General features: G+C 61.8%; 21 protein-coding genes. 10 read left to right on the top strand and 11 right to left on the bottom strand.

The window, feature by feature from the left end:
* Positions 1–95 precede the first annotated feature (95 nt).
* The 4 genes from AC07SU_RS05805 to AC07SU_RS05790 form a co-directional block, all read right to left on the bottom strand.
* Positions 96–3,233 (bottom strand): CusA/CzcA family heavy metal efflux RND transporter, encoded by a 3,138-nt coding sequence (locus tag AC07SU_RS05805; protein ID WP_494996485.1) that lies wholly within the window; start codon positions 3,231–3,233, stop codon positions 96–98.
* 18 nt (positions 3,234–3,251) lie between these two features.
* Positions 3,252–4,358, bottom strand: a complete 1,107-nt coding sequence (locus tag AC07SU_RS05800) for an efflux RND transporter periplasmic adaptor subunit (protein ID WP_176995232.1) — start codon at positions 4,356–4,358, stop codon at positions 3,252–3,254.
* Between the two features lie 16 nt (positions 4,359–4,374).
* Positions 4,375–5,595: a TolC family protein gene (locus AC07SU_RS05795; RefSeq protein WP_494996484.1), complete on the bottom strand. Its 1,221-nt coding sequence runs from the start codon at positions 5,593–5,595 to the stop codon at positions 4,375–4,377.
* 99 nt (positions 5,596–5,694) lie between these two features.
* Positions 5,695–6,600 (bottom strand): cation diffusion facilitator family transporter, encoded by a 906-nt coding sequence (locus AC07SU_RS05790; RefSeq protein WP_494996483.1) that lies wholly within the window; start codon positions 6,598–6,600, stop codon positions 5,695–5,697.
* 294 nt (positions 6,601–6,894) lie between these two features.
* Here AC07SU_RS05790 and AC07SU_RS05785 point away from each other — a divergent pair, with 294 nt between their 5' ends.
* On the top strand, positions 6,895–8,265 hold the full coding sequence (locus AC07SU_RS05785; protein ID WP_176995235.1) for a GntT/GntP/DsdX family permease: 1,371 nt from the start codon (positions 6,895–6,897) through the stop codon (positions 8,263–8,265).
* Between the two features lie 3 nt (positions 8,266–8,268).
* Here AC07SU_RS05785 and AC07SU_RS05780 read toward each other — a convergent pair whose 3' ends face one another.
* A complete protein-coding gene (locus AC07SU_RS05780) occupies positions 8,269–9,558 on the bottom strand; it encodes an MFS transporter (protein ID WP_176995236.1) in 1,290 nt (429 codons plus the stop codon).
* Between the two features lie 186 nt (positions 9,559–9,744).
* Here AC07SU_RS05780 and AC07SU_RS05775 point away from each other — a divergent pair, with 186 nt between their 5' ends.
* From AC07SU_RS05775 to AC07SU_RS05755, 5 genes are all read left to right on the top strand, one after another.
* Positions 9,745–11,163, top strand: coding sequence for a short-chain fatty acid transporter (locus AC07SU_RS05775; RefSeq protein ID WP_259172017.1), 1,419 nt, complete (start codon positions 9,745–9,747; stop codon positions 11,161–11,163).
* A 127-nt stretch (positions 11,164–11,290) separates the two neighbouring features.
* Positions 11,291–11,611, top strand: a complete 321-nt coding sequence (locus AC07SU_RS05770; RefSeq protein WP_494996482.1) for a hypothetical protein — start codon at positions 11,291–11,293, stop codon at positions 11,609–11,611.
* A gap of 93 nt (positions 11,612–11,704) precedes the next feature.
* The gene (locus AC07SU_RS05765) at positions 11,705–13,405 is read left to right on the top strand and encodes an acid phosphatase (RefSeq protein WP_494996481.1); all 1,701 of its coding nucleotides are present in this window, start codon (positions 11,705–11,707) and stop codon (positions 13,403–13,405) included.
* 122 nt (positions 13,406–13,527) lie between these two features.
* Positions 13,528–14,697, top strand: a complete 1,170-nt coding sequence (locus AC07SU_RS05760) for a hypothetical protein (RefSeq protein ID WP_494996480.1) — start codon at positions 13,528–13,530, stop codon at positions 14,695–14,697.
* A gap of 147 nt (positions 14,698–14,844) precedes the next feature.
* Positions 14,845–15,354 (top strand): SET domain-containing protein-lysine N-methyltransferase, encoded by a 510-nt coding sequence (locus AC07SU_RS05755; RefSeq protein ID WP_494996479.1) that lies wholly within the window; start codon positions 14,845–14,847, stop codon positions 15,352–15,354.
* Here AC07SU_RS05755 and can read toward each other — a convergent pair.
* Complete coding sequence (gene can, locus AC07SU_RS05750; RefSeq protein WP_046070813.1) at positions 15,351–15,995, bottom strand: carbonate dehydratase; 645 nt, start codon at positions 15,993–15,995, stop codon at positions 15,351–15,353. The two genes, AC07SU_RS05755 and can, sit on opposite strands and share 4 nt — an antisense overlap.
* A 154-nt stretch (positions 15,996–16,149) precedes the next feature.
* Here can and AC07SU_RS05745 point away from each other — a divergent pair, with 154 nt between their 5' ends.
* Positions 16,150–16,554 (top strand): serine kinase/phosphatase, encoded by a 405-nt coding sequence (locus AC07SU_RS05745; RefSeq protein ID WP_494996478.1) that lies wholly within the window; start codon positions 16,150–16,152, stop codon positions 16,552–16,554.
* 110 nt (positions 16,555–16,664) lie between these two features.
* Here the strand turns inward: AC07SU_RS05745 and rimI are convergent, their stop codons facing one another.
* Positions 16,665–17,117 (bottom strand): ribosomal protein S18-alanine N-acetyltransferase, encoded by a 453-nt coding sequence (rimI, locus tag AC07SU_RS05740; RefSeq protein ID WP_005784514.1) that lies wholly within the window; start codon positions 17,115–17,117, stop codon positions 16,665–16,667.
* Positions 17,110–17,856: an energy transducer TonB gene (locus AC07SU_RS05735; protein WP_494996569.1), complete on the bottom strand. Its 747-nt coding sequence runs from the start codon at positions 17,854–17,856 to the stop codon at positions 17,110–17,112. The genes rimI and AC07SU_RS05735 overlap by 8 nt, the downstream gene beginning before the upstream one ends.
* Positions 17,857–18,042: 186 nt before the next feature.
* Here AC07SU_RS05735 and mksB point away from each other — a divergent pair, with 186 nt between their 5' ends.
* Genes mksB through mksF form a run of 3 tightly spaced genes read left to right on the top strand, consistent with a single transcriptional unit; the run spans position 18,043 to position 22,854 of the window.
* Positions 18,043–19,320: an Mks condensin complex protein MksB gene (mksB, locus tag AC07SU_RS05730; RefSeq protein WP_176995243.1), complete on the top strand. Its 1,278-nt coding sequence runs from the start codon at positions 18,043–18,045 to the stop codon at positions 19,318–19,320.
* Positions 19,310–20,017, top strand: coding sequence for an Mks condensin complex protein MksE (mksE, locus tag AC07SU_RS05725; RefSeq protein WP_135290752.1), 708 nt, complete (start codon positions 19,310–19,312; stop codon positions 20,015–20,017). The genes mksB and mksE overlap by 11 nt, the downstream gene beginning before the upstream one ends.
* Complete coding sequence (mksF, locus tag AC07SU_RS05720) at positions 20,014–22,854, top strand: Mks condensin complex protein MksF (RefSeq protein WP_176995244.1); 2,841 nt, start codon at positions 20,014–20,016, stop codon at positions 22,852–22,854. Before mksE ends, mksF begins: the two co-directional genes overlap by 4 nt.
* A gap of 169 nt (positions 22,855–23,023) precedes the next feature.
* Here mksF and AC07SU_RS05715 read toward each other — a convergent pair whose 3' ends face one another.
* Genes AC07SU_RS05715 through AC07SU_RS05705 form a run of 3 tightly spaced genes read right to left on the bottom strand, consistent with a single transcriptional unit; the run spans position 23,024 to position 26,589 of the window.
* Positions 23,024–25,327, bottom strand: coding sequence for a PqiB family protein (locus AC07SU_RS05715; protein ID WP_494996477.1), 2,304 nt, complete (start codon positions 25,325–25,327; stop codon positions 23,024–23,026).
* Entirely contained in the window at positions 25,320–25,943 is a 624-nt protein-coding gene (locus AC07SU_RS05710; protein WP_176995246.1) for a paraquat-inducible protein A, read from the bottom strand. Before AC07SU_RS05710 ends, AC07SU_RS05715 begins: the two co-directional genes overlap by 8 nt.
* Positions 25,930–26,589 carry a paraquat-inducible protein A gene (locus tag AC07SU_RS05705; RefSeq protein WP_176995247.1) on the bottom strand — a complete coding sequence of 220 codons (660 nt, stop codon included), beginning with the start codon at positions 26,587–26,589 and terminating at the stop codon, positions 25,930–25,932. The genes AC07SU_RS05710 and AC07SU_RS05705 overlap by 14 nt, the downstream gene beginning before the upstream one ends.
* Between the last annotated feature and the right edge of the window lie 227 nt (positions 26,590–26,816).

Here is a 26,816-nt window from a genome sequence, read left to right as displayed (position 1 = left end):
ATGGCTTGCCTGCGATGGCATCACTGCGCTGCCACTGATACACCGAGGCGCCTGCATCGCCGGCAAGCCAGCTCCTACATGTTGTCTGTGGTGTTTCATGACTCTTCTTTGCGATGGGCCCATTGGTAGAGGGCCGGCAGCACCAGCAAGGTCAGCAAGGTGGAGGAGATGATGCCGCCGATCACCACCGTCGCCAACGGGCGCTGCACTTCGGCGCCGGTGCCGGTGGCCAGCGCCATGGGGATGAAGCCGAGGGACGCCACCAGCGCTGTCATCAACACCGGGCGCAAGCGTGTCAGCGCGCCTTCGTGGATCGCGACCGACAACGAACGCCCCTCCTCGCGCAGGTTGCGGATAAACGCAATCATCACCAGCCCGTTGAGCACTGCCACACCAGACAACGCGATAAACCCCACTCCCGCCGAGATCGACAGCGGAATATCACGCAGCCACAGCGCCATGATCCCACCGGTCAACGCGAACGGAATGCCGGTAAACACCAGCAACCCATCCTTGAGGTTGTTGAACATCATGAACAGCAACCCGAACACCAGCAGCAAGGCCACCGGCACCACGATGCGCAAACGCTCGGAGGCTTCTTTCAATTGTTCGAACTGGCCACCCCAGGTGGTCCAGTAACCGGCTGGCACCTTGACTTGCGCGGTAATGGCCGCCTCGGCCTCATCCACAAACGAGCCAATGTCACGCCCACGCACATTGGCACTGACGATCACCAAGCGCTTGCCGTTCTCGCGGCTGATTTGATTGGGGCCAAGCACCAGGTCCAGGCTGGCCACCTGGGACAACGCAATAAACCCCAATTGCCCCGAGGCATTGCTGGCCAACGCCGGCACCGGGATCAACAACCGTGACAAGCCGTCAATGTCGGTGCGCAACGCGTCAGACAAACGCACGACCATGTCAAAACGGCGGTCGCCTTCGTACAGCGTGCCGGCCTGGCGCCCGCCAACGGCGACGGCAATGGTGTCCTGCACATCGCCCACATTCAGGCCAAAACGCGCGGCCTTGTCGCGGTCGATATTGATGGTCAGTACCGGCAGGCCGGACGTCTGCTCCACCTTTACCTCCGAGGCACCGTTGAGGGTTTGCAAGGTCTCGGCGATTTCAGCGGCGGTCCTGTTCAGCACCGCCATGTCATCGCCAAACACCTTCACCGCCACATCGCTGCGCACGCCCGAAATCAGCTCGTTGAAGCGCAGCTGGATCGGTTGCGACAGTTCATACGCACTGCCCGGCACAATTGCACTGGCACGCTGGATATCGGCGACCAGGGCTTCGCGGGACTTTTTCGGGTCCGGCCACTGGTCCTTCGGCTTGAGCATCACGTAGCTGTCGGAAATGTTCGGCGGCATGGGGTCCGAGGCGATTTCCGCCGTGCCGGTGCGTGCAAACACCCGCTCGATTTCCGGCACCTGGGCCATCAAGGTTTTTTCCAATTGCTGCTGCATCTGCACCGATTGCGTGAGGCTGGTGCCGGGTACGCGCAGGGCTTGCTGGGCGAAGTCGCCTTCGCTGAGGCTGGGGATAAACTCGCTGCCCATGCGGTTGGCGACCCAGCCCGAACCCACGATGGTCAACACCGCCAAGCCAAACACCAGCGGACGGCGCGCCATCACCCAATCGAGCACCGGCGCATAGGCGCGGCGTGCGGTGCGCATCACCAGGTTTTCTTCTTCCTTGACCTTGCCGGTGACGAACAACGCGATGGCCGCCGGCACGAAGGTCACCGACAAGATCATCGCGCCGAACAAGGCGATCACCACGGTGAACGCCATCGGGTGGAACATCTTCCCGGCCACCCCGGTGAGGGCGAAGATCGGCAGGTACACCACCATGATGATCAACTGCCCGAAGATCAGCGCACGCCGCGCTTCCTTGGCGGCGGCGAACACTTCGTGCAGGCGTTCGCTGCGCGTCAGCAATCGCCCGTGACGTTGTTGCGCGTGGGCCAGGCGGCGAATGGCGTTTTCGACAATCACCACCGCGCCGTCGACGATGATGCCGAAGTCCAGCGCGCCAAGGCTCATCAGGTTGGCGCTGACCTTGTTGGTGAACATCCCGGTAAAGGTGAACAGCATCGCCAGCGGAATCACCATCGCGGTGATCAGTGCCGCACGAATGTTGCCCAGGAACAGGAACAGCACGGCCACCACCAGCAGCGCCCCTTCGAAGAGGTTTTTCTTCACGGTGGCGATGGCTTTTTCCACCAGGTTGGTGCGGTCGTAAACGGTGACCGCTACCACGCCTTCGGGCAGCGAGCGATTGATCTCCTCAAGTTTCTTCGCCACCGCCTGGGACACCGTGCGGCTGTTTTCGCCGATCAGCATGAACACCGTGCCCAGCACCACTTCCCGGCCGTTTTCGGTGGCCGCCCCCGTGCGCAACTCGCGGCCGATGTCGACCTGCGCCACGTTGCGCACGCGAATCGGCGTGCCGTCCGAGGTGGTGATCACGATATTGGCAATGTCGTCGACAGACGCCACCTGGCCCGGCGCGCGGATCAACAACTGCTCGCCGCTGCGCTCGATATACCCGGCGCCGACGTTGGCGTTGTTGCGCTCCAGCGCTGTGACCAGATCGCCCAAGGTCAGGTTGTAGGCGGCCAGGCGCTTAGGGTCGGGGGCGATCTGATACTCCTTGGCGAAACCGCCGATGGTATTGATCTCGGCCACGCCCGGCACGTTGCGCAGTTGCGGCTTGATGATCCAGTCCTGGATCACCCGCAGGTCAGTCGGGGTGTAGGGCGTGCCGTCGTCCTTGAGTGCGCCGTCCTTGGCCTCCACGGTCCACAGGAAAATTTCCCCCAGGCCCGTAGAGATCGGCCCCATGGCGGTTTCGATACCGTCGGGCAACTGCCCGCGAGCCACTTGCAGGCGCTCGTTGACCAATTGGCGGGCGAAGAACAGGTCGGTGCCGTCTTTGAAAATCACCGTCACCTGAGACAGCCCGGAGCGCGACAGCGAACGGGTCTGCTGCAACCCCGGCAGCCCGGCCATGGCGGTTTCGATGGGAAAGGTGATGCGCTGTTCGGTTTCCAGCGGCGAGTAACCGGCCGCTGCGGAGTTGATCTGCACCTGCACGTTGGTGATGTCGGGCACCGCATCGATGGGCAACTTCTGATAGCTGGCGATGCCGACACCGGCCATCAACAGCACCGCCAGCAGCACGATGATGCGCTGCTCGATGGCAAATTGGATAAGGCGTTCAAACATGGGGAATCACTCGCAGGATCAATGGGCGTGTTCGGCCGAGCCTTTGCCCAGTTCGGACTTGAGGATGAAGCTGCCGACCGTGGCCACCTGCGCCCCGGCGTCGAGGCCCTGGCGCACTTCGACATAACCGTTTTCGCTGACGCCCAGTTCCAGATGGCGAGTGATAAAACCGTCGGGCGTGCGCACGAATACCGAGGGTTTGTCCTCGACGGTCTGGATCGCGGCCTGCGGCACGGTGACCTTGGCCTGGTAGGTGTCGGTCGCCACCTGCACCGACACAAACAGGCCCGGGCGCCAGGCGTCATCGGGGTTGGGCACGGTCACGCGCACGGTGGCGGTGCGGGTTTGCTCACCGAGCAGGTTACCGACATAGGCCACGGTGCCTTGCACGTCGGTGCCCATCTCCGTGGAGCTGACGGTCACCGGCTTGCCGACACGCACCTTGTTCAAGTCCTTGGGAAACACGCCGAAGGTGACCCACACCTGGGACAGGTCCGAGAGGGTAAAGGCGTTGCTGGTTTCGCTGACCACCTCGCCCACGCCCAGGTGTTTTTCCACCACGGTGCCGGCGAACGGCGCACGCAACTCATAGCGATTGCCGCCCACCAACACCGCGCTGCCGCTGAGGGCGTTCATCTTCTGGCGCGCATTGTTCAGGGCGATTTCAGCTTCCTGCAGGGCCTGGCGCGCCAGCAGGTAATCCTGCTCGGCGGAGATTTTGTCCTGCCACAACTGGCGCTCACGCTGGAAGGTGGTGCGCGCCAGTTCGACACGACGCTCGCTGGCCGCCAACTCGCTGCGCTGATCGGAAATCTGCTGGCTAGCGATCACCGCCAACAGCTCGCCCTTCTTTACTGACTGGCCAAGATTGACTTTCACCGACTCCACCACGCCTGCCGCACGGGGCACGATGTGCGAGGTACGGTCTTCGTCGAAACGCACTTCGCCGGGCAGCGTGAGCATCGTGCTGATCGCACGGGGCTGCGCCTGAGCCAGCTGAATGCCGGCCGCCTGGATCTGCTGTTCGGTGAGTTCAAGTGCGCCTTCTTCTTCGTCGGCCTTGGCAAAACCGGACAGCATCAGGCCGAGGGCGACGGCAAGCGCCACGCCATGTTTAGGGTTCATAGAGGACTCCAGAAAATCAAAACCGGGCGAGGTCGCCGTAGATTCGTTCGATGCGCACCCAGGCGTCGGTGGCCTGGGCGGTGGCCGCGAGGTATTGGGTGCGGGCTGCGATCAAGGTGCGCTGGGCGTCAAGTACGTCGAGGAAGTTGAACTTGCCCATCTCAAAACCACGGGTGGCGCTGTCCACTGCGCTCTGGGCAGCGGGCAGGATCTGTTGGTTGAAAGCACGCACTTCGGTGTTCGCGGTTTGCCACAGGTCCAGGGCCTGGCGGGTTTCGGTGCGCAGGCGCAGTTCAGTGGCGTTGCGCAGGTCGCGGGCCTGGTCGGCACGACGGCTGGCGGCGAGTACGTTGCCCTGGTTGCGGTTGAACAATGGGATCGGCATCGACACGCCGATCAGGTTCACTCGTTCGCGCACACTGGCGTCGTATTGGCTGCCGATGGACAGGTCGAGGTCGGGAATGCGCTGGGCTTTTTCCAGGCCTACGCTGGCTTCACTTTGCAAGATCTGCAATTCGGCCAGGCGCAGCTCGGTGGTGTGTTCCAGACGCGCCAGCAACTGCGCCGAAGCCGGTAATTGCGGCACCACTTGGGCTGGCGCGGCAACGGCCTGGAAGTCGGTGGCGGCGCTGCCGGTGCTGGCGGCCAGGCGACGATAGGCGTCAGTGAGGCCGACCTCGGCGCGGTTCAGTTCCAGGCGTATTTCCGACAATTGCACCTGGGCGCGGGTCGCTTCCACCGGCGACGATTTACCTGCGGTCACGCGCCCATTGGCGACCACCAGGCCGCGCTCGGCCAGGGCCAGCGAGCGCTGCGCCAGGTCAAGGCGTTCCTGAGCGCGCAGGGCGCTGTAATAGCTGTCGATCACCTCGGCGCGCAGGCCGTTGCGCCGCTGCTCCAAGGTCAGCGCCGCCGCGTCCTGGGCCCGCGTCGCAACGTCGATACGCGCGCCACGCTTGCCACCCAGTTCCAGGGTTTGGCTGAGCTTGAGGGTGGTGGTGCGGGTATCGCGACGGGTGTCTTCGGCATCCAGCGAAGCGACCGGGTTGGGGATCAACCCCGCTTGCTGGCGACCGCCCCTGGCGATGTCGATTTCCCATTGCGCCGCCGCCAGGTCCGGGTTGTTGGCGAAGGCGGTTTGCAGGGCCGAGTCGAGGGTGAGGGTTTGTGCCTGGACGGCACTGGCGGCGGCCCACAAGGCGGCCGCCCCCAACAGTGTTCTAAGCGAAAGTGCCATAACGAGAGTTCCACGCCCATGAAGTTGCTGAGGTTTCCCAGCGGGGGCAATGTAGCGTTCAGCACTTATCGCGGCGGTGGAGCAAAGATTACAAATCCGTCAGGCATGCACCTCGTCATGCTCATCGTGCTGAAACCCTTCGCCCTCGACCTGAATGGTGGCGTGGGAAATATCGAATTGTTCGTGCAGCAACTTCGTCACTCGACTGAGGATCTGTTGCTCGGAGCCTTGGGACGCATCGGCGACCAAGTGCGTGCTCAGCACATTCTTGCCGCTGGTCAGGGCCCAGATGTGCAAGTCGTGCACGTCCCTCACCCCAGGCACGCTACGAATGCCCTGCTCGACCTGATCGATATCAACGCCGTCCGGCACACCTTGCAGCAGCACGTTCATGCTTTCCTTGAGTAGCGTCCAGGTGCGTGGCAACACCCAGAAGCCGATGGCGGCCGCCACCAGCGAGTCGACCCAGCCCCAGCCGGTGAGCATGATCACCACCGCCGCGATGATCACGCCGATGGAGCCGAGCATGTCACTCCACACTTCCAGGTAGGCGCCCTTGACGTTGAGGCTCTCGCCGCTGGCGGCGCTGAGCAGGCGCATGGAGATCAGGTTGACGATCAGCCCCAGCACTGCAATCACCAACATGCCGGTGGACTGGATCTCGGCCGGCGCCTGCAACCGTTGGTACGCCTCATACAGGATGTAGAACGCTACAGCGAATAACAGCAACGCATTGAACGCCGCTGCCAGTATCTCGAAGCGCGCATAACCGAAAGTGCGCTTGCGGTCGGCCGGGCGCTTGGCGACCTGGATGGCCACCAGGGAGATCGCCAGGGCCAGGGCGTCGGTCATCATGTGCGCGGCGTCGGACAACAGTGCCAGGCTGCCGGTGACGAAGGCGCCGATCACTTCAGCGATCATGAAGCTGCCCGTCAGGCCCAGGGCCATCCATAACTTGCGCTCGTGGCCGGCGCGTACCTGGGCGTGGTTGTGTCCTGCGCTCATGGGGCGGTACTCCTGATTCGTCATGTAGGAGCCGGCTTGCCGGCGATAACGGTTTTGGCCGTTGCGCCGACCTTGCGGGCGTCATCGCCGGCAAGCCGGCTCCTACAAAGATAGAGTCCTGATGCAAAAAAGTGGCATGCCTTGCGGATTTGTCATCCGGCCGCCAGTCCGGCGTTATTTTTTGGCGCACCAAAATCGCACACGGGCGCTCTGCCACGGTTCTATCAGGTATGCTTTTCGTGCAGGAAACAAAAAGAAACAAATTAGCCAACCTGTTCGATAAGGAGTCCCGTTTTGGAGTTATCGACTGCCGCGTGGATGGTTCACGACACCCGCCTCATGTTTTGTGTACTGCTGGCCATCGCCAGCATCATCGTGCTGATCAGCGCGACCAAGCTGCCGCCGTTCCTGTCGATCCTGATCGGCACCTTCATCGCCGGTGTCGGCGCCGGGCTGCCACCGGAGGAGGTCGCCAAGGCGTTCAGCAAGGGTGCCGGTGCAATCCTCGGTGAAGCCGGCATCATCATTGCCCTGGGCTCGATGCTCGGCGCGCTGATGGCGGAATCCGGCGCCGCCGACCGCATCGCCACCACCCTGCTTGGCCTGGGCAAGGGCAAGTCATTGCCCTGGGTGATGGCGCTGGTGGCCATGGTGATCGGCTTGCCGCTGTTCTTCGAAGTGGGCCTGGTGATGATGGTGCCGATCATCTTCGTGATGGCTAAACGTTCGAACCTGCCGCTGCTGAAAATCGCCATCCCGGCGCTGGCAGGCATGACCACCCTGCACGCCCTGATGCCACCGCACCCGGGCCCACTGATTGCAGTGGGTGCGTTGCACGCGGACCTGGGCCTGACCATGTTGCTGGGCTTCTGCCTGGCGGTGCCGGCGGTGATCCTCGCCGGCCCGATTTACGGCAACTGGCTGTCCAAGCGCCTGCACGTGGATGAACCGGCCGACATCGGCGCGCTGTTCAGCGCACCGCCCAAGGCGCCGCGCCAGCCGAGCTTCGGCGTGTCGTTGCTGATTATTTTGTTGCCGGTGATCCTGATGCTCGGCAGCACCCTGGCCAAGGTCGCCATGTCACCGGAGAGCCCGGTGGCGTTGACCTTGAAGTTCCTCGGTGAACCGCTGATCGCCCTCGGCCTGGCGGTGATTGCGGCCGTGATCTGCCTGGGCTGGGCGGCCGGCATGCCGCGTGCCGAAGTCGGCAACACCCTGCGCAAGGCCCTGGCGCCGATCGCCGTGTTGCTGCTGACCATCGGCGCCGGTGGCGGCCTCAAGCAAACCTTGCTGGACGCGGGCGTCAGCCAGACCATCAGCAAGGTCGCCGAAGGCGCGCACATGCCGTACCTGCTGCTGGCGTGGTTGATCGCCGTGGCCTTGCGCCAGGCCACCGGCTCGGCCACCGTCGCCACCACCACGACGGCGGGCATCCTCGCGCCGATGATGGCCGGGCTGGCGGCCACGCAAAGCTCACTGGTGGCCCTGGCGATTGGCGCCGGCTCGGTGTTCTTCTGCCACGTCAACGACGCCGGGTTCTGGATGGTGCGCGAGTATTTCGGCCTGCAGTTGAAGCAGACGATCTGGGTGTGGTCGGTGTTGCAGACCATCGTTTCAGTCGTCGGCTTGATCGGTACGTTGTTGCTCTGGCATTTCCTGACCTGAGCCCTACGCAGCCAAGGTGTGGCGCTTGCCAAACAGCGCCACACTCACCACGCCCACCGCCCCCATCACCACGCAATAGCCCACGCAGATCCACGGGCTGGTCGGCATCAGCGCGATCAACAGCAGCGGCGTGGTGCTCGCCCACAGTGCGTAGGCAATGTTGTAGGTGAAGGAAATGCCCGACACCCGCACCTGCGCCGGAAACAGGCCGACCATCACCGACGGTACCGCGCCCACCACCCCGCAACTCAAGCCCGCCACGGCATACGCCGCGCCCAGCCAGACGCCACCGGCGATGAGGCTGGCGTACAACACAGCAACCCCCACCGGTAACAGCAGGCTGTAGACCAGCACCGCGCGCCAGGCGCCGATGCGGTCCACCAACAGGCCGGCAAGCACGCAGCCGATGTTCAGGAACACGATGCCCAAGGCGCTCAAGGCAAAGGTGTGGCTGGGGCTCATGCCGAAGGTTTTCTGCATCATGGTAGGGGTGATGACCACCAGCACCACCACGGCGGAGGTGAGCACGCAGGTGAGGATCATCGCCGGCAGCAGCACGGCGCGGTGGTCGCGCAATACGGTGCGCAGCGGCAGTTCGGCGGCGGCCTGGCGGCGGGCCTGCATTTCAAGAAACACCGGGGTTTCGCTGAGCCAGCGGCGCAGCCACACGCCGATCACGCCGAACACACCGCCGAGCAGGAAGGGGAAGCGCCAGGCGTAGTCGAGGATTTCGGCCGGGGTGAAGACTTGCGCCAGCAAGGTGGCGGTCAGCGCGCCCAGCAGGTAACCAAAGGTCAGGCCGGCTTGCAGGAAGCCCAGGGCGTAGCCGCGATGGTTTCTCGGCGCGTGTTCGGCGACGAAGGTCCAGGCGCTCGGCACTTCACCGCCCACGGCGGCGCCTTGCAGCACGCGCAGCGCCAGCAGAATCAATGGGGCGAAATAGCCGATTTGCGCATAGGTTGGCATGACGCCAATCAGCAGGCAGGGCAACGCCATCATCAGGATGCTGAGGCTGAACACCCGTTTGCGCCCCAGATGATCGGCAAAATGTGCCATCAGGATGCCGCCCAGCGGCCGCGCCAGGTAGCCGGTGACGAAAATACCGAAGCTTTGCAGCAGGCGCAGCCATTCGGGCATTTCCGGGGGGAAGAACAGTTGGCTGAGGGTCAGCGCGAAGAACACGAAGATGATGAAGTCGTAGATTTCCAGGGCCCCGCCCAGGGCGGCCAGGCCCAGGGTTTTGTAGTCGGAGCGGGAAAAACGCTGCGCCCGTGGGAAAGAGGTGGCAGTCATGACAAGGCTCGGCAGACAAACAAAATGGCGTGCAGGTTATGAGTTGGGCCGAGTGATGGCAATCACGACAGATATATTTGTTTTCCTCATTGATCGATGAAGATAACTGCATTCCCATATCAATGGCCGTAGCGGAACATGCCGTAAAACTGCCAACACCCATAATAAATACAAGAGGAATGACTCGTGGCCGATGCTATCGAAGAAAGCCGCTATGCCCGATTTGCCCTGCGTTGTTCCAACTTCGCCGAACGCTGGTTTCCTGACTCCTGGGTGTTCGCCGCCCTCGCCGTGATCATTGTCGCCGTGGCGACCCTGGGCATGGGCGCTGCGCCGGCCGAAGCCGCCAAGGCCTTTGGTGACGGGTTCTGGAGCCTGATTCCGTTCACCATGCAGATGGCCTTTGTGGTGATCGGCGGTTACGTGGTCGCCAGCTCTCCACCTGCGGTGAAGCTGATCGATCGCCTGGCGCGCATCCCGAAGAACGGCCGCTCGGCCGTGGCGTGGGTGGCGTTGATCTCCATGGTTGCCTCCCTGCTGAACTGGGGCCTGTCCCTGGTGTTCGGCGGTTTGCTGGTGCGTGCGCTGGCCCGTCGCACCGATTTGCGCATGGATTACCGTGCTGCCGGCGCTGCGGCCTACTTGGGTCTTGGGGCCGTGTGGGCCTTGGGGCTGTCGTCGTCGGCCGCGCAACTGCAGGCCAACCCGGCCAGCCTGCCGCCGTCGATTTTGTCGATTACCGGGGTGATCCCGTTCACCGACACCATCTTCCTGTGGCAATCGGGCGTGCTGCTGTTGGCGCTGATTGTGGTCTCGCTGATTATTGCCTACGCCACCGCACCCGGGCCGAACAGCGCCCGTGATGCCAAGGCTTGCGGCGTCGACCCGGCGTTCAATCTGCCCAAGGTGCAAGCACCGACTCGCCCGGGCGAATGGCTGGAACACAGCCCGTTGCTGACCATTCTGCTGGCGTTGCTGGCGGCCGGTTGGTTGTTCCACGAGTTTTCGACCAAGCCGGCGATCAGCGCCATCTCGGGGCTGAACACCTACAACTTCCTGTTCATCATGGTCGGTGCACTGCTGCACTGGCGCCCGCGCAGCTTCCTTGATGCCGTGGCCCGTGCGGTGCCGACCACCACGGGCGTGCTGATCCAGTTCCCGCTGTATGGCTCGATTGCGGCGCTGATGACCGTGGTCAAGGGCGGCGACGGCCAGACCCTGGCGCACCATATCTCGCTGTTCTTCACCTCCATTGCCTCCCACGACACCTATGCCTTGTTGATGGGCGTGTACTCGGCGGTGCTCGGCTTCTTTATCCCGTCGGGCGGCGGCAAGTGGATCATCGAAGCGCCTTACGTGATGCAGGTGGCCAATGACCTGCAATACCACCTGGGCTGGGCGGTGCAGATCTACAACGCTGCCGAGGCGCTGCCGAACCTGATCAACCCGTTCTATATGTTGCCGCTGCTGGGCGTACTGGGGTTGAAGGCACGGGACCTGATTGGGTTCTCGTTTGTGCAGTTGCTGGTGCACACGCCGTTGGTGCTGTTCCTGTTGTGGGCACTGGGGACTACATTGAAATATCTGCCACCGGTCATGCCTTGATAGCAACGTCTCATTGATCACGTGGGGTTGTCGTACACCCGGCAACGACAACCCCTGACTCCTTCCGCCAGGGCCTTTGATTAATCTGATTCGGATTCCTCCCTCACCCAACACCAAGGAAAATCCGATGACGCCCCTATCCAAATCACTGGAAGAGTTGATCACTGATATCTACCAGGACGACACCGTCTCGGTCACTGAGTACAGGGCCTTGCGTGACGACGCTGATCGCCGCATGGCCACCGTCATCAAGGAGTTTGGCCTGCATAACAACGTGACCGCGTTCCAGAAATCGATCGACGTGGCCATGCAGCTGTTGCAGACCAGTGTCATCGATGCAAAAAAAGCCAAGCTGACTGACACCGGCGAAGCCATCGTCAAGGATGCGGTGACGGCACAGGTGGAGTACTTGCGCGCTGGTGCCCAATTGGCCCTGCGCCTGCTCTGATCCTCTGATTCAAACCGCTGTCTTCTTTCCGTCACATTGCGTTGTTACCGTCCTGCGAAATATCTTGCAACACCTCGACAGGGACTCCCAACAATGAGTGATGAGCACGAAGACCGCCCTTCCCCCGATTCCGCAGACCCGGCGCCGGTAGACACCAGCCGCCGGCGTTTCCTGGGAGGCGCGGCAGTGCTGGGGGTCGGCGCAACCTTGAGTGCGTGCGGCAAAACCAGCGAAGCACCGGGCAAGCCGGTGGCGCGACCGCTCACTCCGCAAGAGCTGGACAAGGCCCTGCACGACCAGGTGAAAACCGTGGTGGTGATCTACGCCGAGAACCGCAGTTTCAACAACCTGTTTGCCGACTTCCCTGGCGTCGAGAAGCCACTGTCAGCCCTCTCTGCGGCCGACGTGCAGCAACGCGACCGTGACGGCAGCCTGCTGACCACCCTGCCGCCCGCCTGGGGCGGTGTGTTGCAAGTAGGCCCGCAAAGCGTGGACGGGGTGACCTACCCCAGCGAAGTGCAATTCCAGGAAAACCTGCCCAACGCGCCTTTCGCCCTCAAGGGCCCGAACGCTGAAGACCTGCCCCTGAGCCTGGTGACCCGCGACTTGTGGCACGTGTTTTATCAGAACCAGATGCAGATCAACGGCGGCAAAAACGACAACTTTGTCGCCTGGGCTGACTCCGGTGGCCTGGTGATGGGGTATTACGCCCAGAGCCGGTACTCCCTGCGGTTGTGGGATGTGGCCAAGGAATTTGTGCTCTGCGATAACTTCTTCCAGGGTGCATTTGGTGGCTCGTTCCTCAACCACCAGTACCTGATCAGCGCCACGGCACCGTTTTATCCGAATGCCGCGCAATCGGTGGCCAAGGCACAGATCGCCACGCTGCAAAGCGATGACCCGACCGACCCGCGTCTCAAGCCCCTGGACAAATCCCCGGCCAGCGCCATGACCGGCCCGCCGCAGTTCGGCCCCAGCGCGCTGACCCCGGACGGCTACGGCGTAAATACCCTGGCCCCGCCTTACTGGCCAACGTGGATTCGCGACCCGGAAAACCCGGACTACTCCAAACCCGACCTGCCCAACGTGCTGGTGCCGCAAACCCACGAGCACATTGGCGACAAGCTGTCGAAAAAGAACGTCGACTGGGCGTGGTACGCCGGGGCATGGCAGGCCACGCTGGATCAGTTCAAGGACTCGGGCGGCATCCCCAAGATCCCGAACTTCCAGTACCACCACCAGCCGTTCAACTACTTCAAGAAACAGGGGCCGGAAAACCGCGCCGAGCGGGACAAGCGCCTGCGTGACGGCGGTTTGGGCGATGAGTCGAGCACCAACAAGTTTTTCGCCGATGCCCAGGCCGGCAAGCTGCCTGCCGTGAGCTTCTACAAGCCCCAGGGCAACCTGAACATGCACGCAGGCTACGCCGACGTGGCCTCGGGCGACCGCCATATCGCCCGCGCCCTGAAGGTGCTGCAAGAAAGCCCGCAGTGGAAAAACATGGTGGTGGTGGTGACCGTCGATGAAAACGGCGGCTGGTGGGACCACGTGGCACCGCCAAAAGGCGACCGTTGGGGCCCTGGCACCCGGATTCCGGCGCTGGTGGTGTCGCCATTCGCACGCAAAGGCACTGTGGACCACACGGTTTACGACACGGCGTCGATCCTGCGCCTGATCACCCGTGTGTTCCAGCTGGAGACCCTGGACGGCCTCAAGCAGCGTGATGACGCGATGATCGCCCGTGGCCAGAAGCCGATGGGTGATCTGAGCAACGCATTGCAGTTCACCCTGTAGGTTTTCTTATCCAATAGCGACACAGCTGGCGATTTAGCACGCGGTTTTCCTGGTCAACCGCTACTGTGTGCACGTGGGCTTTCACCCCGCGCAGACGGGCTTTCGCTGACAAGGAACAGACAATGTTTAAACCGACCAGGTTGTCCTTCACCCTGGCCGCACTGATGGCCAGTGCGGTCGTACAGGCCGACATCGAAGTACCGCTGGGCAGCACGCAACGTGTGACCCAGCTGTTCGCTTTTCCCAATAACTGCAACGTGATCTGCTTGCGCCCGTGGACGCTGGAGCAGACCGCCGAGCATTATTTGAACCAGAGCCTGCAGCGAGACGGTTACAGCCGGGCCAAAGTCAGTGTGAAGACCCATGATGGGCAGGTGTCGGCCACCTTCAGTGGCGTGCCCGACAACTACGGCCAACCGCTGACCACGCTACTCAACACCGCCGACCTGGCCTACCAGGGCGCCAGCAAGCTCAATACCGACGGCAAGTGGGCCTATAACTGGTACCTGTTCCTGCCGCTGGGCATGGCCCTGGAAAACCGCAAAAGCATCGAGCTGCTGCACTTTCCACCCGATTACTCACTGACCCAGGCCCAGGATTACCTGGAGTCGGCGACCACCGACCGCTGGGCGACACTGCTGACCGACAATGGCATCCCGGCCACCGAAACACCGGCGTACCAGACCATCATCGATATCGCCCCGATTGCCGCGCCGTCCAACGCCGGCAAGGACCTGGAAAACGTCTACAGCTACTTCGCTGACTACCAGACGCGCATGGTCAAGGAGTTGAGCCTGCAACCCAACGGCTCATTGCCAATGGTGGCGTTCGGCGCGCCGGTGCGCAGCTGGATCAAACAGCAATATGGCCAGACCGTGGGCGTGCTGGGCCTGGCGCAGATCAGCCCGGCGACAGGTAAAACCGTGTCGGTGCTGGGCGCCAACCACCCCAGTTACATCTGGTACGCGGCCGATCCGGCCACCTATGACGGTAACGAACAAAAGGCCGATGAAGCCGGTTTGAAAGTGATGGGCCAGGACCTGAGCGCCGCTTGCTGGCAGGCCGGGATGGGACAGAAACCGGCGAGCGATCCGAATGTATTGCTCAAGGCCTGCATGAACACCTGGCAGGTCACCCGCAAGGAACAGACCTGTGAACTGTTCTACACCTCGGTGCGCAACTTGCCGCCGGAGCAAGCCAACGCCAAATGCGCCACGCCGCCTGTCAAAGCCCAGCTTAAACAGCTGAAAAGCGCCGCTCCCGCCCCTTCCGTCACTGCCCCAGCGCTGTAGGGCGCACAAAAAAAAACCAATTTCTACTGTCAGATTTGACAGTAGAAATTGGTTGTAACTTGAGCAAGTCTTGAAGTGCGCCCATTCGCTGCAAGACTGGCAGTCAGACACTCTCCGCAGGTCGATGCAGCCTAAGCCAGGAGAGTCATGAACACTCAAGCCAAGGACAAGGCCAAAAAAGCCAAGAGCAATTACCTTTATCCCTTCAAGCTGTTACTGGGCCTGGGTTACCCCACGACGGAGCATTTTGAAGTGATGCAAATGGCCAATGGCATGCAAACCGGTATCCGAACGCTCGTCGCCTTCGACAGCCGCGTGTGCATCGCCAAGATCTCCGGCTATGCACTGAGCGAACGACGCGTGCACACGTTGCGGTTATCCCCACGCATCCACCTGTACGACTGCTGGTTCACAGGCCTGGTCATGCATTCGTGCAATCCGAACGTGTTCCTCGACTTGCATTACCTGGAGGCCTGGACCGTACGTCATATCCCGGCAGGCGAACAGCTGACCATGGATTACGCCACCACCGAGGACGTGCTGTTCCGGCAATTCGCCTGCCAGTGCGGCGAGCCGAACTGCCGGGGCTGGATCACCGGCAACGCGGAAGCCCCGAACGCCGAAGGCAGGCAATGGTACGAACGTAACCGGCCTTAAGCTTCGCCCAGCGGGCGCAGACGATATTGCGGCGGTAGCTGCTCGAAACCACTGATGGTGGTGTTCAAACTCTTCCAGCGACCGTCCTTGATGCCATAGATGCAGCCATGGATCGACAGGCTCTGCCCACGGTGCCAGGCGTTTTGCACAATGCTGGTATGCCCGACGTTGGCCACCTGCTGGATCACGTTCAGCTCGCACATCCGGTCGACGCGCTCTTCTTCGGTTGGCAGCTGGGCCAACAGATCACGGTTTTCGTAGTAGAGGTCACGAATGGTGCGCAACCAGCCGTCGATCAGGCCGAACTGACGGTCCTGCATCGAGGCACGTACGCCGCCGCAGCCATAGTGGCCGGTGACCAGGATGTGTTTGACCTTGAGCACGTCCACCGCGTACTGGATGACCGACAGGCAGTTGAGGTCGGTGTGCAGCACCACGTTGGCCACGTTGCGGTGCACGAACAGATCACCCGGCAGCATGCCGACGATCTCGTTGGCCGGTACCCGGGCGTCGGAGCAGCCGATCCACAGGTATTCCGGGGTTTGCTGGCGGGCAAGCTTGGCGAAGAATTCGGGATCTTCCTGTTTGATCGCGTCCGCCCAGCGTTCGTTGTTATCAAGCAGGTCTTGTAGTTCGTTCATCAGGGAAAGCCTCAGGAATGATGCGCAGTTTTGTGACTGACAACCCCACGTCCAGGTCACGCCCTGCCGTTGAATAACAAGCATGAATCCGCTTGAATCTTTGGGCCGTGCCGCCTGTCCACACACTATAAGCCCCACAGTATGAGGATTGGCCATGACTGAATCACGACGTCCCTACGGTGCAACGCAACCGGAACCCATTGATGACAATGAAGACCGCATGGGTTCGATGCGCGAACTGGACTTTGACGAAGAGGAACCCACGGCGGAGATCGGCGATGAGATCCCGCGGCGTGAACGTGAACACCGGATGCCCGACGAACGGGTGCGTGAGGCCGGGCTTACCGGCGGATCCACCGATGATCACGAGTCGACGGACGATGACATGAGCCCGGAAACGCTGATCCATGAAGACGGTGCACGGGATGCCCGCGAGCTGGGCGAGGGTGATCAGGCCGATTGGGATTTGAGCATCGTGGGTGAAGATCAGATTGGCGGCGGGAATGGGTTGGATGAGGCGGAATTGGCTGATGTCGACCCGATAGACGGTAAGCCCTGACACGCCTTCATACCGACTATCCACCACAACCTGTAGGAGCCGGCTTGCCGGCGATGGCGATCTTGAGGGCGCTATCGCCGGCAAGCCGGGCTCCTACAGCGGCGTGTTGGTTAGTCGACCAGGGTGCAGGCCATGACAACCGCGTCTTCGCGGCCACCCACGGCGGGGTAGTAATCCCGGCGGCGGCCGATTTCGTTGAAGCCGTAGCGCTCGTACAGGCGGAAGGCGCCGGTGTTGCTGTCGCGTACTTCCAGGAAGCACTCCCGGGCACTGGCGGCGTAGGCGCGGGACATCAGGTGCTCCAGCAACGCCAGGCCAAGGCCACGGCCCTGGTTTTCGGGTTTGACGGTGATGTTCAGCAGATGCGCTTCATCGAGGATGATCTGGACCACGCCGTGGCCCACCTGCTGCTCGCCTTCGAACATCAGCCAGATCTGGTACTTGCCCAGCCCATCGAGAAAGATTCCGCGGGTCCAGGGGTGGCTGAACGCCGCGTATTCGATTTTCAGCACGGCGTCGAGGTCAGCCTCGGTCATCGGGCGGAAGGATAAAGCCTCACTCATCAGTTGTTTTCCAGCGCGCCATCAGCCGGCGCATGGCTTGCCAGACATCAGCCTTACGCTGTGGCTCTTCCATTAATAATTCCAGGCCCGGCAGGGCCCAGACCGAGCCCAGGCCTTCGACCTGCAGCTCGCGGTACCACGCTTCGGCATTGGCCTCGCCGGCGAAGCGTACGGCAGGCAGGCCGATCAGCCACAGGCACACGCAGGGTTCGTCTTCCAGGCGTGCCGACACAAAACCTTGCACAAAATCCCGTGCGGCTTCGGGGCCCTGGTTCATGTTGCCACGTACCAAGAGCGGCCAGCGCACCGGGTCGCCGATGATTTGCGGGCTGTCGGGCAGGCCGGCGGCGCGCAGCATGTCCTTGAGCAGCATGTAGGCCGGGTCGCGGGTCTGGAAGCGTTCGCCGGTGGGCAGTTCCACCAGCAGCAGACAGCGCCCGGCACGCAGCAATTGCAGGGCAAAACGCGGCGGCGGCACGACCGGGGCCTTGACCACTGGGGCAGCCTCCTCGGCTACCACGGGCGCCTTGGCCGCCGTCGAAGGGCGTGGCACTTCGATCTTGGCGCGCTCTACCACCGGACGTACGGGCGCAGGCGGCTTGGTCACAGCGACCGGCGCCGCTGCCTCCTCTCCCGACGCCTCGAATGCGTCATAGGGCTCAAGCGCTTCCAGCAGCTCGGGCCGCGACGGCGCGGCAAACGGTAGTTCGGTGCGGGGCAGCCAGTTGACCACCTGCATGGCGGTCAAGTAAGCGCGACGTCGGGACTCGATAAGCACAGCTCGGCCACTTGTGGATAACTAAAGAGCGGGGATTCTACCGCTGTTCGGCAACAATCGCCCACTGCGCACTGACCGGCTGTGGATAAATCCCCCGCCCGATGCAGTACAATCGCGACTTTTCATCGCCAACCAGCGGCCTTTCCCATGATCGAACCCAAGCGCGTCCTGCGCGCCCTCGCCGAACACTGGGCCTTACTTGAGCCACTGTGCGAACACTTCGACCAAGGCACCTTGAGCCTGGGCGAACTGCGCGCACAATTGGCCGCCCAACAACTGGACAGCACGCCACAGGACATTACCAGCCTGTTGGACGTGTGGATTCGCCTGGATATCCTGGTGCCTGTCGCCAAGAGCCCGAACCGTTTCGAGCTCAATGCGCAGATCCACGACTTCCTGGCCTATCTTCGCAAGGAGCACCGGCTTGGCCTGTGCCTGGAAATCGAAGCCTACCTGCGCCACCTTGAGCGCCTGGCGGGTTATATCCAGGACGCCTTCGACATCCGTGATGGCCACGACCTCGCCCGCCAGCTGCGCTTGCTCGACATGCGCGTGCGGGACGTGCTGAAAAAACTCGCCAACGACGAACAGGCCCTCGCTGCCGTGGCCGACCGGGCCAAGACCAGCGACCGGCAGATCCCGTTGCGCCAGCGTTACGCCGAGGTCCTGGCGACCTGGGACGAATACGTCGAACCGATGATCCAACTGGTAAACGCCGACGGCGCCTTCGAGCAAGGCGTGCGCAAGGTGGAAAACGTGTTGCTGCGCCTGCTCACCGAGCAACAGCGCCTGGGCCACCTGGTGGACGACGACATGTTGCTGCGCACCCACGCGCGCATCCTCGAAATGCAGACCAGCGCCCAGCTGACCTTGCGCCATGCGCGGGAACTGCTGCTGCCCCTGCGTGAAGAAGCACGCCGGCACAACGCCGTGACCCGTGGCGCGGCGCTGGCCCTGTCGGCGATCCGCCGCAAAGGCCTGGACGCGGTGCCGCAAGCGGCGATGCCGATGTTCACCCGGCCGCAAAGCACCTTCCTCGGCAGCGCGAGCCAGGTGGAAGCTTATGTATACGCACTGGCGAACTTCGAACCGAAACCGGCAAAGTTTCCAAAAGCGCACAAGTCCTACAAAGGCGACGCCCAGCGTGCACCGCGCACGGTCAAGGAAATGCTCGAGCGCTGCGAAGACGCGCTGCCGATGCCGGACCTGATGACCTGGCTGCTGGAGCAGGAACCGAACGGCGCCACCGACGAATTGCTGTACTGGTTCTCACGCCTGTCCCGCGAAAAACGCTTCAAGCGCGAACGCCTGGAACGCCGCGATTACCACACACACGAGCACCAGGTCAGCCTGCGCTCCTTCGCCCTGCTCCCGGCCGCTGTTGAAGCGACCGAGAATTCCGCGAGCACACCTCATGCATCTTGATCTTTCCGAACTGTCCCAGCTGGCGCCGATCTTTCGCGAGCTGTTCAAGGGTTATCACGTCAGCCGCCGCGACCCGGAGCTGTACGCGCAATTGTCGAATTTCCAGGACCAGTACCGCACGCTGTTCAAGGCCCTGGGCTTTGAACTGGTGTGCGACACCCGTGGTTTCTACTACTTCGTGCCGGACACCGCCGTGGCCGCCGCGCAGGTGAACAAGACCGCGCAACGCCTGGCGCTGTTCACCTTCATCATCGTCGAGCACCTGGCCGACCAGGGCCGCGACCCGATTGCCGTGCTCGACGGTGGCAGCCTGGGCCGCGATGAGCTGCCGTCGTTGCTGGAGAAGTACCGCGACCTGTTTATCCAGGCCGAGGTGCAGACCCAGGAAGAACTCGAAGAAAAGATCATGCGCCGCATGACCCAACTCGGGTTTGCCAGCGAAGACAACGGCGTGTACCGCTTCCTGCCGCCAATGCACCGTTTCCTCGACGTGTGCCTCTCGGTGCAGCAGGACCGCGACCTGGCGGCCAGCGTGCACAGCGTGTTGCCGTTGCCGGCACCGGTGATCATCGATGAAGACAGCGATGAGAAACTGCTGAAAACCGATGACCCGCTGGACTTGAGCGACTTTGCCGATGAAAGCGAAGAAGACGCCCTGGCCCGTGCCATTGCCGAAGAACAGGAGACCGACGCATGAGTAAGGAACGCTACGGCATCCGCCGCTTCGCCCTATTGAATACCGCCGGCTACAGCCTGGGCCTGTTCCCGCTGGAAGAGCCGCTGTCGGTGTATGGCGCGAACAACCTGGGTAAATCTGCGTCGATCAACGCCTTGCAGTTCCCGATCCTGGCACGCATGTCGGACATGAGCTTCGGCAAGTACACCCTGGAACAATCGCGCCGGTTCTACTTTGCCAGCGACACCAGCTACATCCTCGTGGAAGTGTCCCTGCCCCACGGCCCGCATGTGATCGGCGTGGTAGGTCGCGGCCCGGGTGGCGGTTTCGGTCACCAGTTCTTTGCCTATGCCGGCAAGCTGGATCTGGCGCACTACCAGAAGAACGACACCTGCCTGCGCCAGAAGGAATTGTTCACCAACCTTGAGCGCGAAGGCCTGAAAGCCTACGAACTCAAGCCCGATGAACTGCGCCGTTTGCTGGTGGGCGGCCACACGTCGATCCCGCTGGACCTGACGTTGATTCCGCTGCGCTCCACCAGCGAGCAGAGCCTGAAGACCTTCCGCGCACTGTTTATCAACCTGCTGCACATGCGTGAAATCACCGCGGCCAAGCTCAAGCAACTGTTCCTCGATGCGTTCGAACACAGCCTGCGCTCCGGCAGCGTGGACTACATCGCCGCGTGCGAAGAAGCTTTCCGTGATGTACGACGCATGGAACAGGACTACAACTCGCTGGTGGCCGCCGGGCCGCTGGTGGAGGCCTTGTCCAACGGCGTGAAACAGCGCGATGTCCTGCGCGGCAAACTGCATCGCCTGTCGCCGCTGCTGGATTCGCTGCTGGGCACCTGGTCGGACTACGCCAGTGCACGCAAGGAAGAACTGACCATTCAGGCCGAGCACTACCGCAACGAGCAGGACGCGCTGCAAAACGACCAGCGTGGCGGCACCCAGGAGCTGATGCGCCTTGAGCGGGAGATCAGTGGCATCCAGCGCTGGCTGGGCGAGTTGTCGGTGCTCAAGCATCGCTTTGCGCTGGTCGATGACGTGAAGGTGCTGGAGCAGCAGTTGCTGGCGGCCAAGGATGCTCACGATGAACTGGCGGGCGCCCTGGCGCAGTCGCGGCAGTTCAGCGCCGAGGACCTGGACGAACGCTTGCGCGACCTGGAGAAGCGCCTGAAGTCGGTCAAGCAGCAGCTCGATCACGCGGACAACAACAGCTACGCCAAGCTGCGCGAAGAATTCTCGCAGCAGGACGTCGAGCGTCTGATGCGCCTGTTCAACAGTTCGTTGTTCAGCCTGCCGCTGGGCGAGCATGGCATCACGCTGGACGAGGACGGCCAGTGGGTCAAATCCCTGGAGCAGATCCTCGATGGCTTCAAGGGTGAGCGCTTTGAAGTGCCGGGGCTGTCCATCGACATCTCCCACATCGAACCACCGGCTTTGCAGGCCCTGGCGGACCGCGCAGCGTTGCGTGACCAGAAGGAGCGCCTGGAAAAAGAACTCAAGCAGCTCAAGACCCAGCAGGCCGTAGCCGCTGACCGCGCGGCGAGCAAGACCCAGACCGAAGCGCTGTACCAGCAGGTGCTGGATGCGCAAAAAGCGCTGGAAGACTTCCGCCGTGCACAGACCCTGAGCGCGGAAGAAGGCGAGAAGCTGGAAAACCTGGCGCAGATGGAAGCGGCGCAAGACGAGTTGAAGCGCTCCAGCGATGCGTTTACCGAGCGCGTCCAGCAGCTGTCGGCCAAGCTGCAACTGGTAGGCCGCCAGATCGGCGATATGGAAGCCAAGCAGCGCACCCTGGATGACGCCTTGCGTCGTCGTCAGTTGCTGCCGGCTGACTTGCCGTTTGGCACCCCGTTCATGGACCCGGTCGACGACTCCATGGACAACCTGCTGCCGCTGCTCAATGACTATCAGGACAGCTGGCAAGGCTTGCTGCGCGCCGATGGCCAGATCGAAGCGCTGTACGCGCAAGTGCGCCTCAAGGGCGTGGCCAAGTTCGACAGCGAGGATGACGTTGAGCGTCGCCTGCAGTTGCTGATCAACGCCTATGCGCACCGTACCGACGAAGCCCTGACCCTGGGCAAGGCACGCCGTGCGGCGGTGACCGATATCGCGCGGACCCTGCGCAATATCCGCAGCGACTACGACAGCCTTGAGCACCAACTGGCGTTATTCAACCGCGAGATCAACAAGCGTCAGGTGTCCAACCTGCAGAGCTTCCGCATCGTGTTGGCGCCGAACAAGGAAGCGCTCAAGCACATCGACCAGATCATCCACAGTGCCGGCCAGTATGAAGAAGGTGAAACGCTGTCGGTGTTCGACCTGAGCCAGAGCGCCGAACAGGACAACAAGAACGAAGAGGCCAAGGAATACCTGGCTCGCCTGGTGGCCGCCAACCATAACCAGTTGGGCCTCAAGGACTTGTTTGAACTGGCGTTCGAGATCACCAAGGTGCACGGCCAGCCGGTGATTCACACCGACATCGACGGTGCGGCCTCCAACGGCACCACCATGACCATCAAGGCGCTGACCAACATGTACTTGTTGCTGCACTTGATGGACCGTGACCAGGCCGGGCGCGTGCGCCTGCCTTACTACCTCGATGAGGCGGCGGACATCGACGAGAAGAACCAGGCGGCATTGCTGGAAACCAGCTTGCAGCTGGGCTTTGTGCCGATCCTGGCGAGTGTTAAGCCGCAGGTGTCGGCGCAGGTGGCGATCGACCTGGAAGGCGGTAGCGGGCCGAACGGAATCTATATCGATGAGGCGGACTGGAAGTACATCCGCCGTCATGATGTGGTGAAGGCGACGGTGAATGTGCAGGCGGATGAGCCGGAGTTGGATGAGGTCTGATTTTTTCGGCTGAAATGCAAAAGGCCCCTGGATGAGAATCCAGGGGCCTTTTTTGTTGCCTGTTCGGGCCTCATCGCGGGCAAGCCCGCTCCCACATTTGGAATGCATTGTTTCTGAAAATGCATTCCCCTGTGGGAGCCGGGCTTGCCCGCGAAGGCCGCGCCTCGGTCTACTTGCCGAGCGGAATCTTCGGCGCCCAGGTCAGCCATTCATCTTCAAACTTGTCGAACAGCGGGAAGGTTTGCTGCGGCCGTGCAGCGTTACCCATGCGCTCGCCGTCGGGTGTTGCGAAGGCGATGCCACCGGCCACCAGAGTTTCGAGAGACTCGGTGCGCACCGTTGCGCCTTTGAACAGACCGAAGTCGAGGCCGAAACCGCTGGTGTTCCAGAAGCGGCTGCCACTGCGTACCAGCAGTGCGTATTTCGGTTCGATCAGGATGTGGATAAGCACACGGTCAGCCGTCTGGCCCAATTCGTAGCCAGTGACTTTGCCGACGGTCACTTCACGGTAGGTCACTGGAACGCCCTCTTTCAGTGAACCACGGCGGGCGGCGCTAAGCGTGAGGCTCAGGCCCTCTTCCTGATGGATGGCTTTCGGCGGTTCATCCAGTGCCACGAAGCTTTTTTGCGGCCCGGCGTTTTTGACGGCGGGCTGCACTTCGATGTATTGGCCGGTGACCAACGTTTCCAGGTTCGAGGTTTTCATCAGGCCCAGCTCAGGCTTGACCACCCAGAACTGGCTGCCCGTGCGCGCAATGCGATCGGCCACTTGAGTGATGCGCGCGCTCAGCAGGACCGATTGCATGTCGGCACTGAGGTCGACGTTCTCGATCTTGCCCACGTCCAGCCCTTTGAAGCGTATCGGTGTGCCGGGACGCAGGCCGTCGGCGCGATCAACCTTGATGGTCACCAGGGTGCCGTGTTGATTGGCCGCTTCGCGATCGGCGAACAAACGGAAACGCGGGATGCGTTTTTTCAACGGCACGTTCGGCTCTGGGGTTTCGAAGGCGATGCCACCGGCCATCAGGCTGGCCAGGGATTCGCTTTTCACCTGAATGCCGCCGGTGAGTCCACCGGTCAGGGTAACGCCGCTGGCGTTCCAGAAACGCGTCGAGCCGTTGACCAGGTTTTCGTATTCCTTCTCGATGTGCACACCGATCACCAGTTGCTTGTTCTTACGCGAGAACTGGTAGCTCTGCACCGAGCCGACCTTGACCTGTTTGTAGAGAATCGGGCTGCCGACATCCAGGGAGCCGAGGTTGTCGGTGAACAGCACCATGTGCAGGCCTGGGGAGCGCAGATCCAACGGTGGCGCTTTGGCGCGGGCGACAAATTCGCGCTGGGGAGCGCTGCCTTTGTCACCTGGGCGGATGGCGATGTAGTTGCCTTTGACCAAGGCTTCCAGGCCGGTGATGCCGGCCAGGGAAATCGACGGTTTGACCACCCAGAACTGGGTGTCTTGTACCAGGTAGTCTTCGGCCAATGGGTCGAGCGTCAGCTCGGCGTTGGCGCTGGACAGGTCAGGGTCGATCTTCAGGGTTTTCAGGCTACCGACCTGGATGCCTTTGTACATCACCGGCGTGCGCCCGGCTTGCAGGCCTTCGAAGTCGGTGAGTTTGACCTTGACCTTGATGCCCGCTGCGGCGGCGTCGAAGTCTTCATACAGGCGGAACGGCAAGCTCGGGTCGGTGGGTGGGCTGTCCTTGCGGTTTTCCGGCGTGGCGAAGGCGATGCCGCCGGCGACGATGCTGGACAGGGATTCGCTGCGCACTTTTACGCCGGAGAGGTTGGCGTCGATGCTGATGCCGCTGGCGTTCCAGAAACGGGTATGTTTGCGCACCAGGCTGGCGTAGGTCGGTTCGATGTAGACCTTGATCTCGACGGTGCTCTGGTCTTCGGACAGCAGGTAGCTTTTAACCTGGCCGACCTGGATCTGCTTGTAGAACACCGGGCTGCCGCGGTTCAGGGAGCCAAGGCGATCGGCCTTGATGGTCAGGTGCAAGCCGGGCTTGGCATCGGACAACGGCGGCTCTTCGGAGAGCGCCTTGAATTTACGCGTGGGTTCGCCGTCGCCAGGGCTGGCGGCGATGTAGTTACCCGAGACGAGGGTTTCCAGCCCCGTGATACCGGCCAGGCTGACACTGGGCTTGACCAGCCAGAAGCGGGTGTTGGTCTTGAGGTATTGCTCGACGTCCTTGTTCATCTCGATGGTGGCAATGACTCCCCGATTGTTACCCTCATCGTCCAGGGCCAGGGTCTTGACCTTGCCCACGGGCATGCCTTTGTAGACCACTTCGGTCTTGTTGACCTGGATGCCTTCGCCGCTTTCAAAGCGAACCTGGATTTCGATGCCCTGCTGGGTATAGGCACGCCATCCCAGCCAGCCGCCGATGATCAACGCAATCAGGGGCAGGACCCAAATGGCCGACCAGTTGGAGGCTGGGCGGGTTTTAGCTTTTGGCAAATCACTCATGGTCGTCGTCCGACTCCGTGTTGTCCCAAATCAGTCGGGGATCAAAAGTTACTGCGGCAAGCATCGTCAAGATCACCACACTGGCGAACGCCGCAGCGCCGAGATTGGCCTCGACACTGGCAAGTCGCCCAAAGTTTACGACCGCCACCAGGATGGCGATCACGAAGATATCCAGCATGGACCAGCGGCCAATGAACTCGATAAAACGGTACATCACAATACGTTGTTGCGCGGACAGCGGTTGATGGCGCTGCACCGAGAACAGTAGCAGACCTATGCCCACCAGCTTGAAGGTCGGCACCAGGATACTGGCAATGAACACCACGGCAGCGATGGGGAACATGCCATGCTGCATCAGCTGGATCACCCCGGCCATGATGGTACTGGGGTCACCCTGGCCGAGCGAGTTGATGGTCATGATGGGTAACAGGTTGGCTGGAATGTACAAGATGGCCGCGGTAATCAGCAGCGCCCAGGTACGGGTGAGACTGTTAGGACGACGGGCATGGATCAACGCACCGCAGCGGGTGCAGATCTGTTCATCGTTATCGGGGTCCTGCTTGTTCAACTCGTGGCATTCGGTACAAATCAGAATGCCTGCATCAATCGCCCGCATGTTCATCCTCTCCTGAAAGGGCTTCCCAGATCTGGTGGGGCGACATCACCACCTCAAGCAGCACCTGCACCATCAATAGGCTGACAAAGCAGGCCAGCCCCAGGCCGATCGTGATGGCGGCCATGTCGGCGAGTTTTACGATCGCCACCAGTACGCCCATCAAGTAGACCTCCAACATCCCCCAATCCTTCATGTGATGGTAGATGCGGTACAGCAGCAGCCCATAGCTGCGGCCGATGTTCCAGCGAATGCTGAGCAACACAGCCAACTGGCACAGCAGTTTGAGCAGAGGGATCCCCATACTGCACAGGAACACTACGATGGAGACGCCTTGCATACCTGTATCGAACAAGCCCACGACACCGCTCCATACCGTGTCCTCGGACGTCTGCCCAAGTAAGTTGAGCTGCATAATGGGTAAAAAGTTCGCAGGGATGAACAACAGCAACGCGGCGATCACCAGCGCGAGGCTGCGTTCAACGACGTTGTGACGGTGGGCGTAGAGCTCGTAACCGCATCGCGGGCATTGGGCCTTTTCGCCGAGGGCGAGCGATGGTTTGCGCATCAGCAGATCGCACTCATGGCATGCCACCAGGTCGTCCAGTGGTAAATCCGACACCTCGAGGGCATCAACCGGATCCGGCATAGGTAGGGCTCAGACTCTAAAAAAGGTTAGGTGGCTATTCTAGTGGTCTGGTTCAGAAATAACTGTGCAAATTTGTCGGGGGATGTACGGTGATCTGGTTTTCGACCGCCCAAAACAAAACCCCTGTCTGCGTTAGCAAACAGGGGTTCTGGAATTTAATCTTGACGATGACCTACTCTCACATGGGGAAACCCCACACTACCATCGGCGATGCATCGTTTCACTGC

This window comes from Pseudomonas sp. GW821-FHT05H12 (genome assembly GCF_059419385.1).
The sequence above is the reverse complement of the archived record's forward strand: the minus strand, read 5'-3'. Positions and strand labels throughout refer to the sequence as shown.

What these genes read in the sequence shown, in the direction of transcription:
- AC07SU_RS05805 (WP_494996485.1), bottom strand. Translation starts at nt 3,233, where the DNA reads ATGTTTGAACGCCTTATCCAATTTGCCATCGAGCAGCGCATCATCGTG.
- AC07SU_RS05800 (WP_176995232.1), bottom strand. Translation starts at nt 4,358, where the DNA reads ATGAACCCTAAACATGGCGTGGCGCTTGCCGTCGCCCTCGGCCTGATG.
- AC07SU_RS05795 (WP_494996484.1), bottom strand. Translation starts at nt 5,595, where the DNA reads ATGGCACTTTCGCTTAGAACACTGTTGGGGGCGGCCGCCTTGTGGGCC.
- AC07SU_RS05790 (WP_494996483.1), bottom strand. Translation starts at nt 6,600, where the DNA reads ATGAGCGCAGGACACAACCACGCCCAGGTACGCGCCGGCCACGAGCGC.
- AC07SU_RS05780 (WP_176995236.1), bottom strand. Translation starts at nt 9,558, where the DNA reads ATGACTGCCACCTCTTTCCCACGGGCGCAGCGTTTTTCCCGCTCCGAC.
- AC07SU_RS05770 (WP_494996482.1), top strand. Translation starts at nt 11,291, where the DNA reads ATGACGCCCCTATCCAAATCACTGGAAGAGTTGATCACTGATATCTAC.
- AC07SU_RS05765 (WP_494996481.1), top strand. Translation starts at nt 11,705, where the DNA reads ATGAGTGATGAGCACGAAGACCGCCCTTCCCCCGATTCCGCAGACCCG.
- AC07SU_RS05760 (WP_494996480.1), top strand. Translation starts at nt 13,528, where the DNA reads ATGTTTAAACCGACCAGGTTGTCCTTCACCCTGGCCGCACTGATGGCC.
- AC07SU_RS05755 (WP_494996479.1), top strand. Translation starts at nt 14,845, where the DNA reads ATGAACACTCAAGCCAAGGACAAGGCCAAAAAAGCCAAGAGCAATTAC.
- can (WP_046070813.1), bottom strand. Translation starts at nt 15,995, where the DNA reads ATGAACGAACTACAAGACCTGCTTGATAACAACGAACGCTGGGCGGAC.
- AC07SU_RS05745 (WP_494996478.1), top strand. Translation starts at nt 16,150, where the DNA reads ATGACTGAATCACGACGTCCCTACGGTGCAACGCAACCGGAACCCATT.
- rimI (WP_005784514.1), bottom strand. Translation starts at nt 17,117, where the DNA reads ATGAGTGAGGCTTTATCCTTCCGCCCGATGACCGAGGCTGACCTCGAC.
- AC07SU_RS05735 (WP_494996569.1), bottom strand. Translation starts at nt 17,856, where the DNA reads ATGCAGGTGGTCAACTGGCTGCCCCGCACCGAACTACCGTTTGCCGCG.
- mksB (WP_176995243.1), top strand. Translation starts at nt 18,043, where the DNA reads ATGATCGAACCCAAGCGCGTCCTGCGCGCCCTCGCCGAACACTGGGCC.
- mksE (WP_135290752.1), top strand. Translation starts at nt 19,310, where the DNA reads ATGCATCTTGATCTTTCCGAACTGTCCCAGCTGGCGCCGATCTTTCGC.
- mksF (WP_176995244.1), top strand. Translation starts at nt 20,014, where the DNA reads ATGAGTAAGGAACGCTACGGCATCCGCCGCTTCGCCCTATTGAATACC.
- AC07SU_RS05715 (WP_494996477.1), bottom strand. Translation starts at nt 25,327, where the DNA reads ATGAGTGATTTGCCAAAAGCTAAAACCCGCCCAGCCTCCAACTGGTCG.
- AC07SU_RS05710 (WP_176995246.1), bottom strand. Translation starts at nt 25,943, where the DNA reads ATGCGGGCGATTGATGCAGGCATTCTGATTTGTACCGAATGCCACGAG.
- AC07SU_RS05705 (WP_176995247.1), bottom strand. Translation starts at nt 26,589, where the DNA reads ATGCCGGATCCGGTTGATGCCCTCGAGGTGTCGGATTTACCACTGGAC.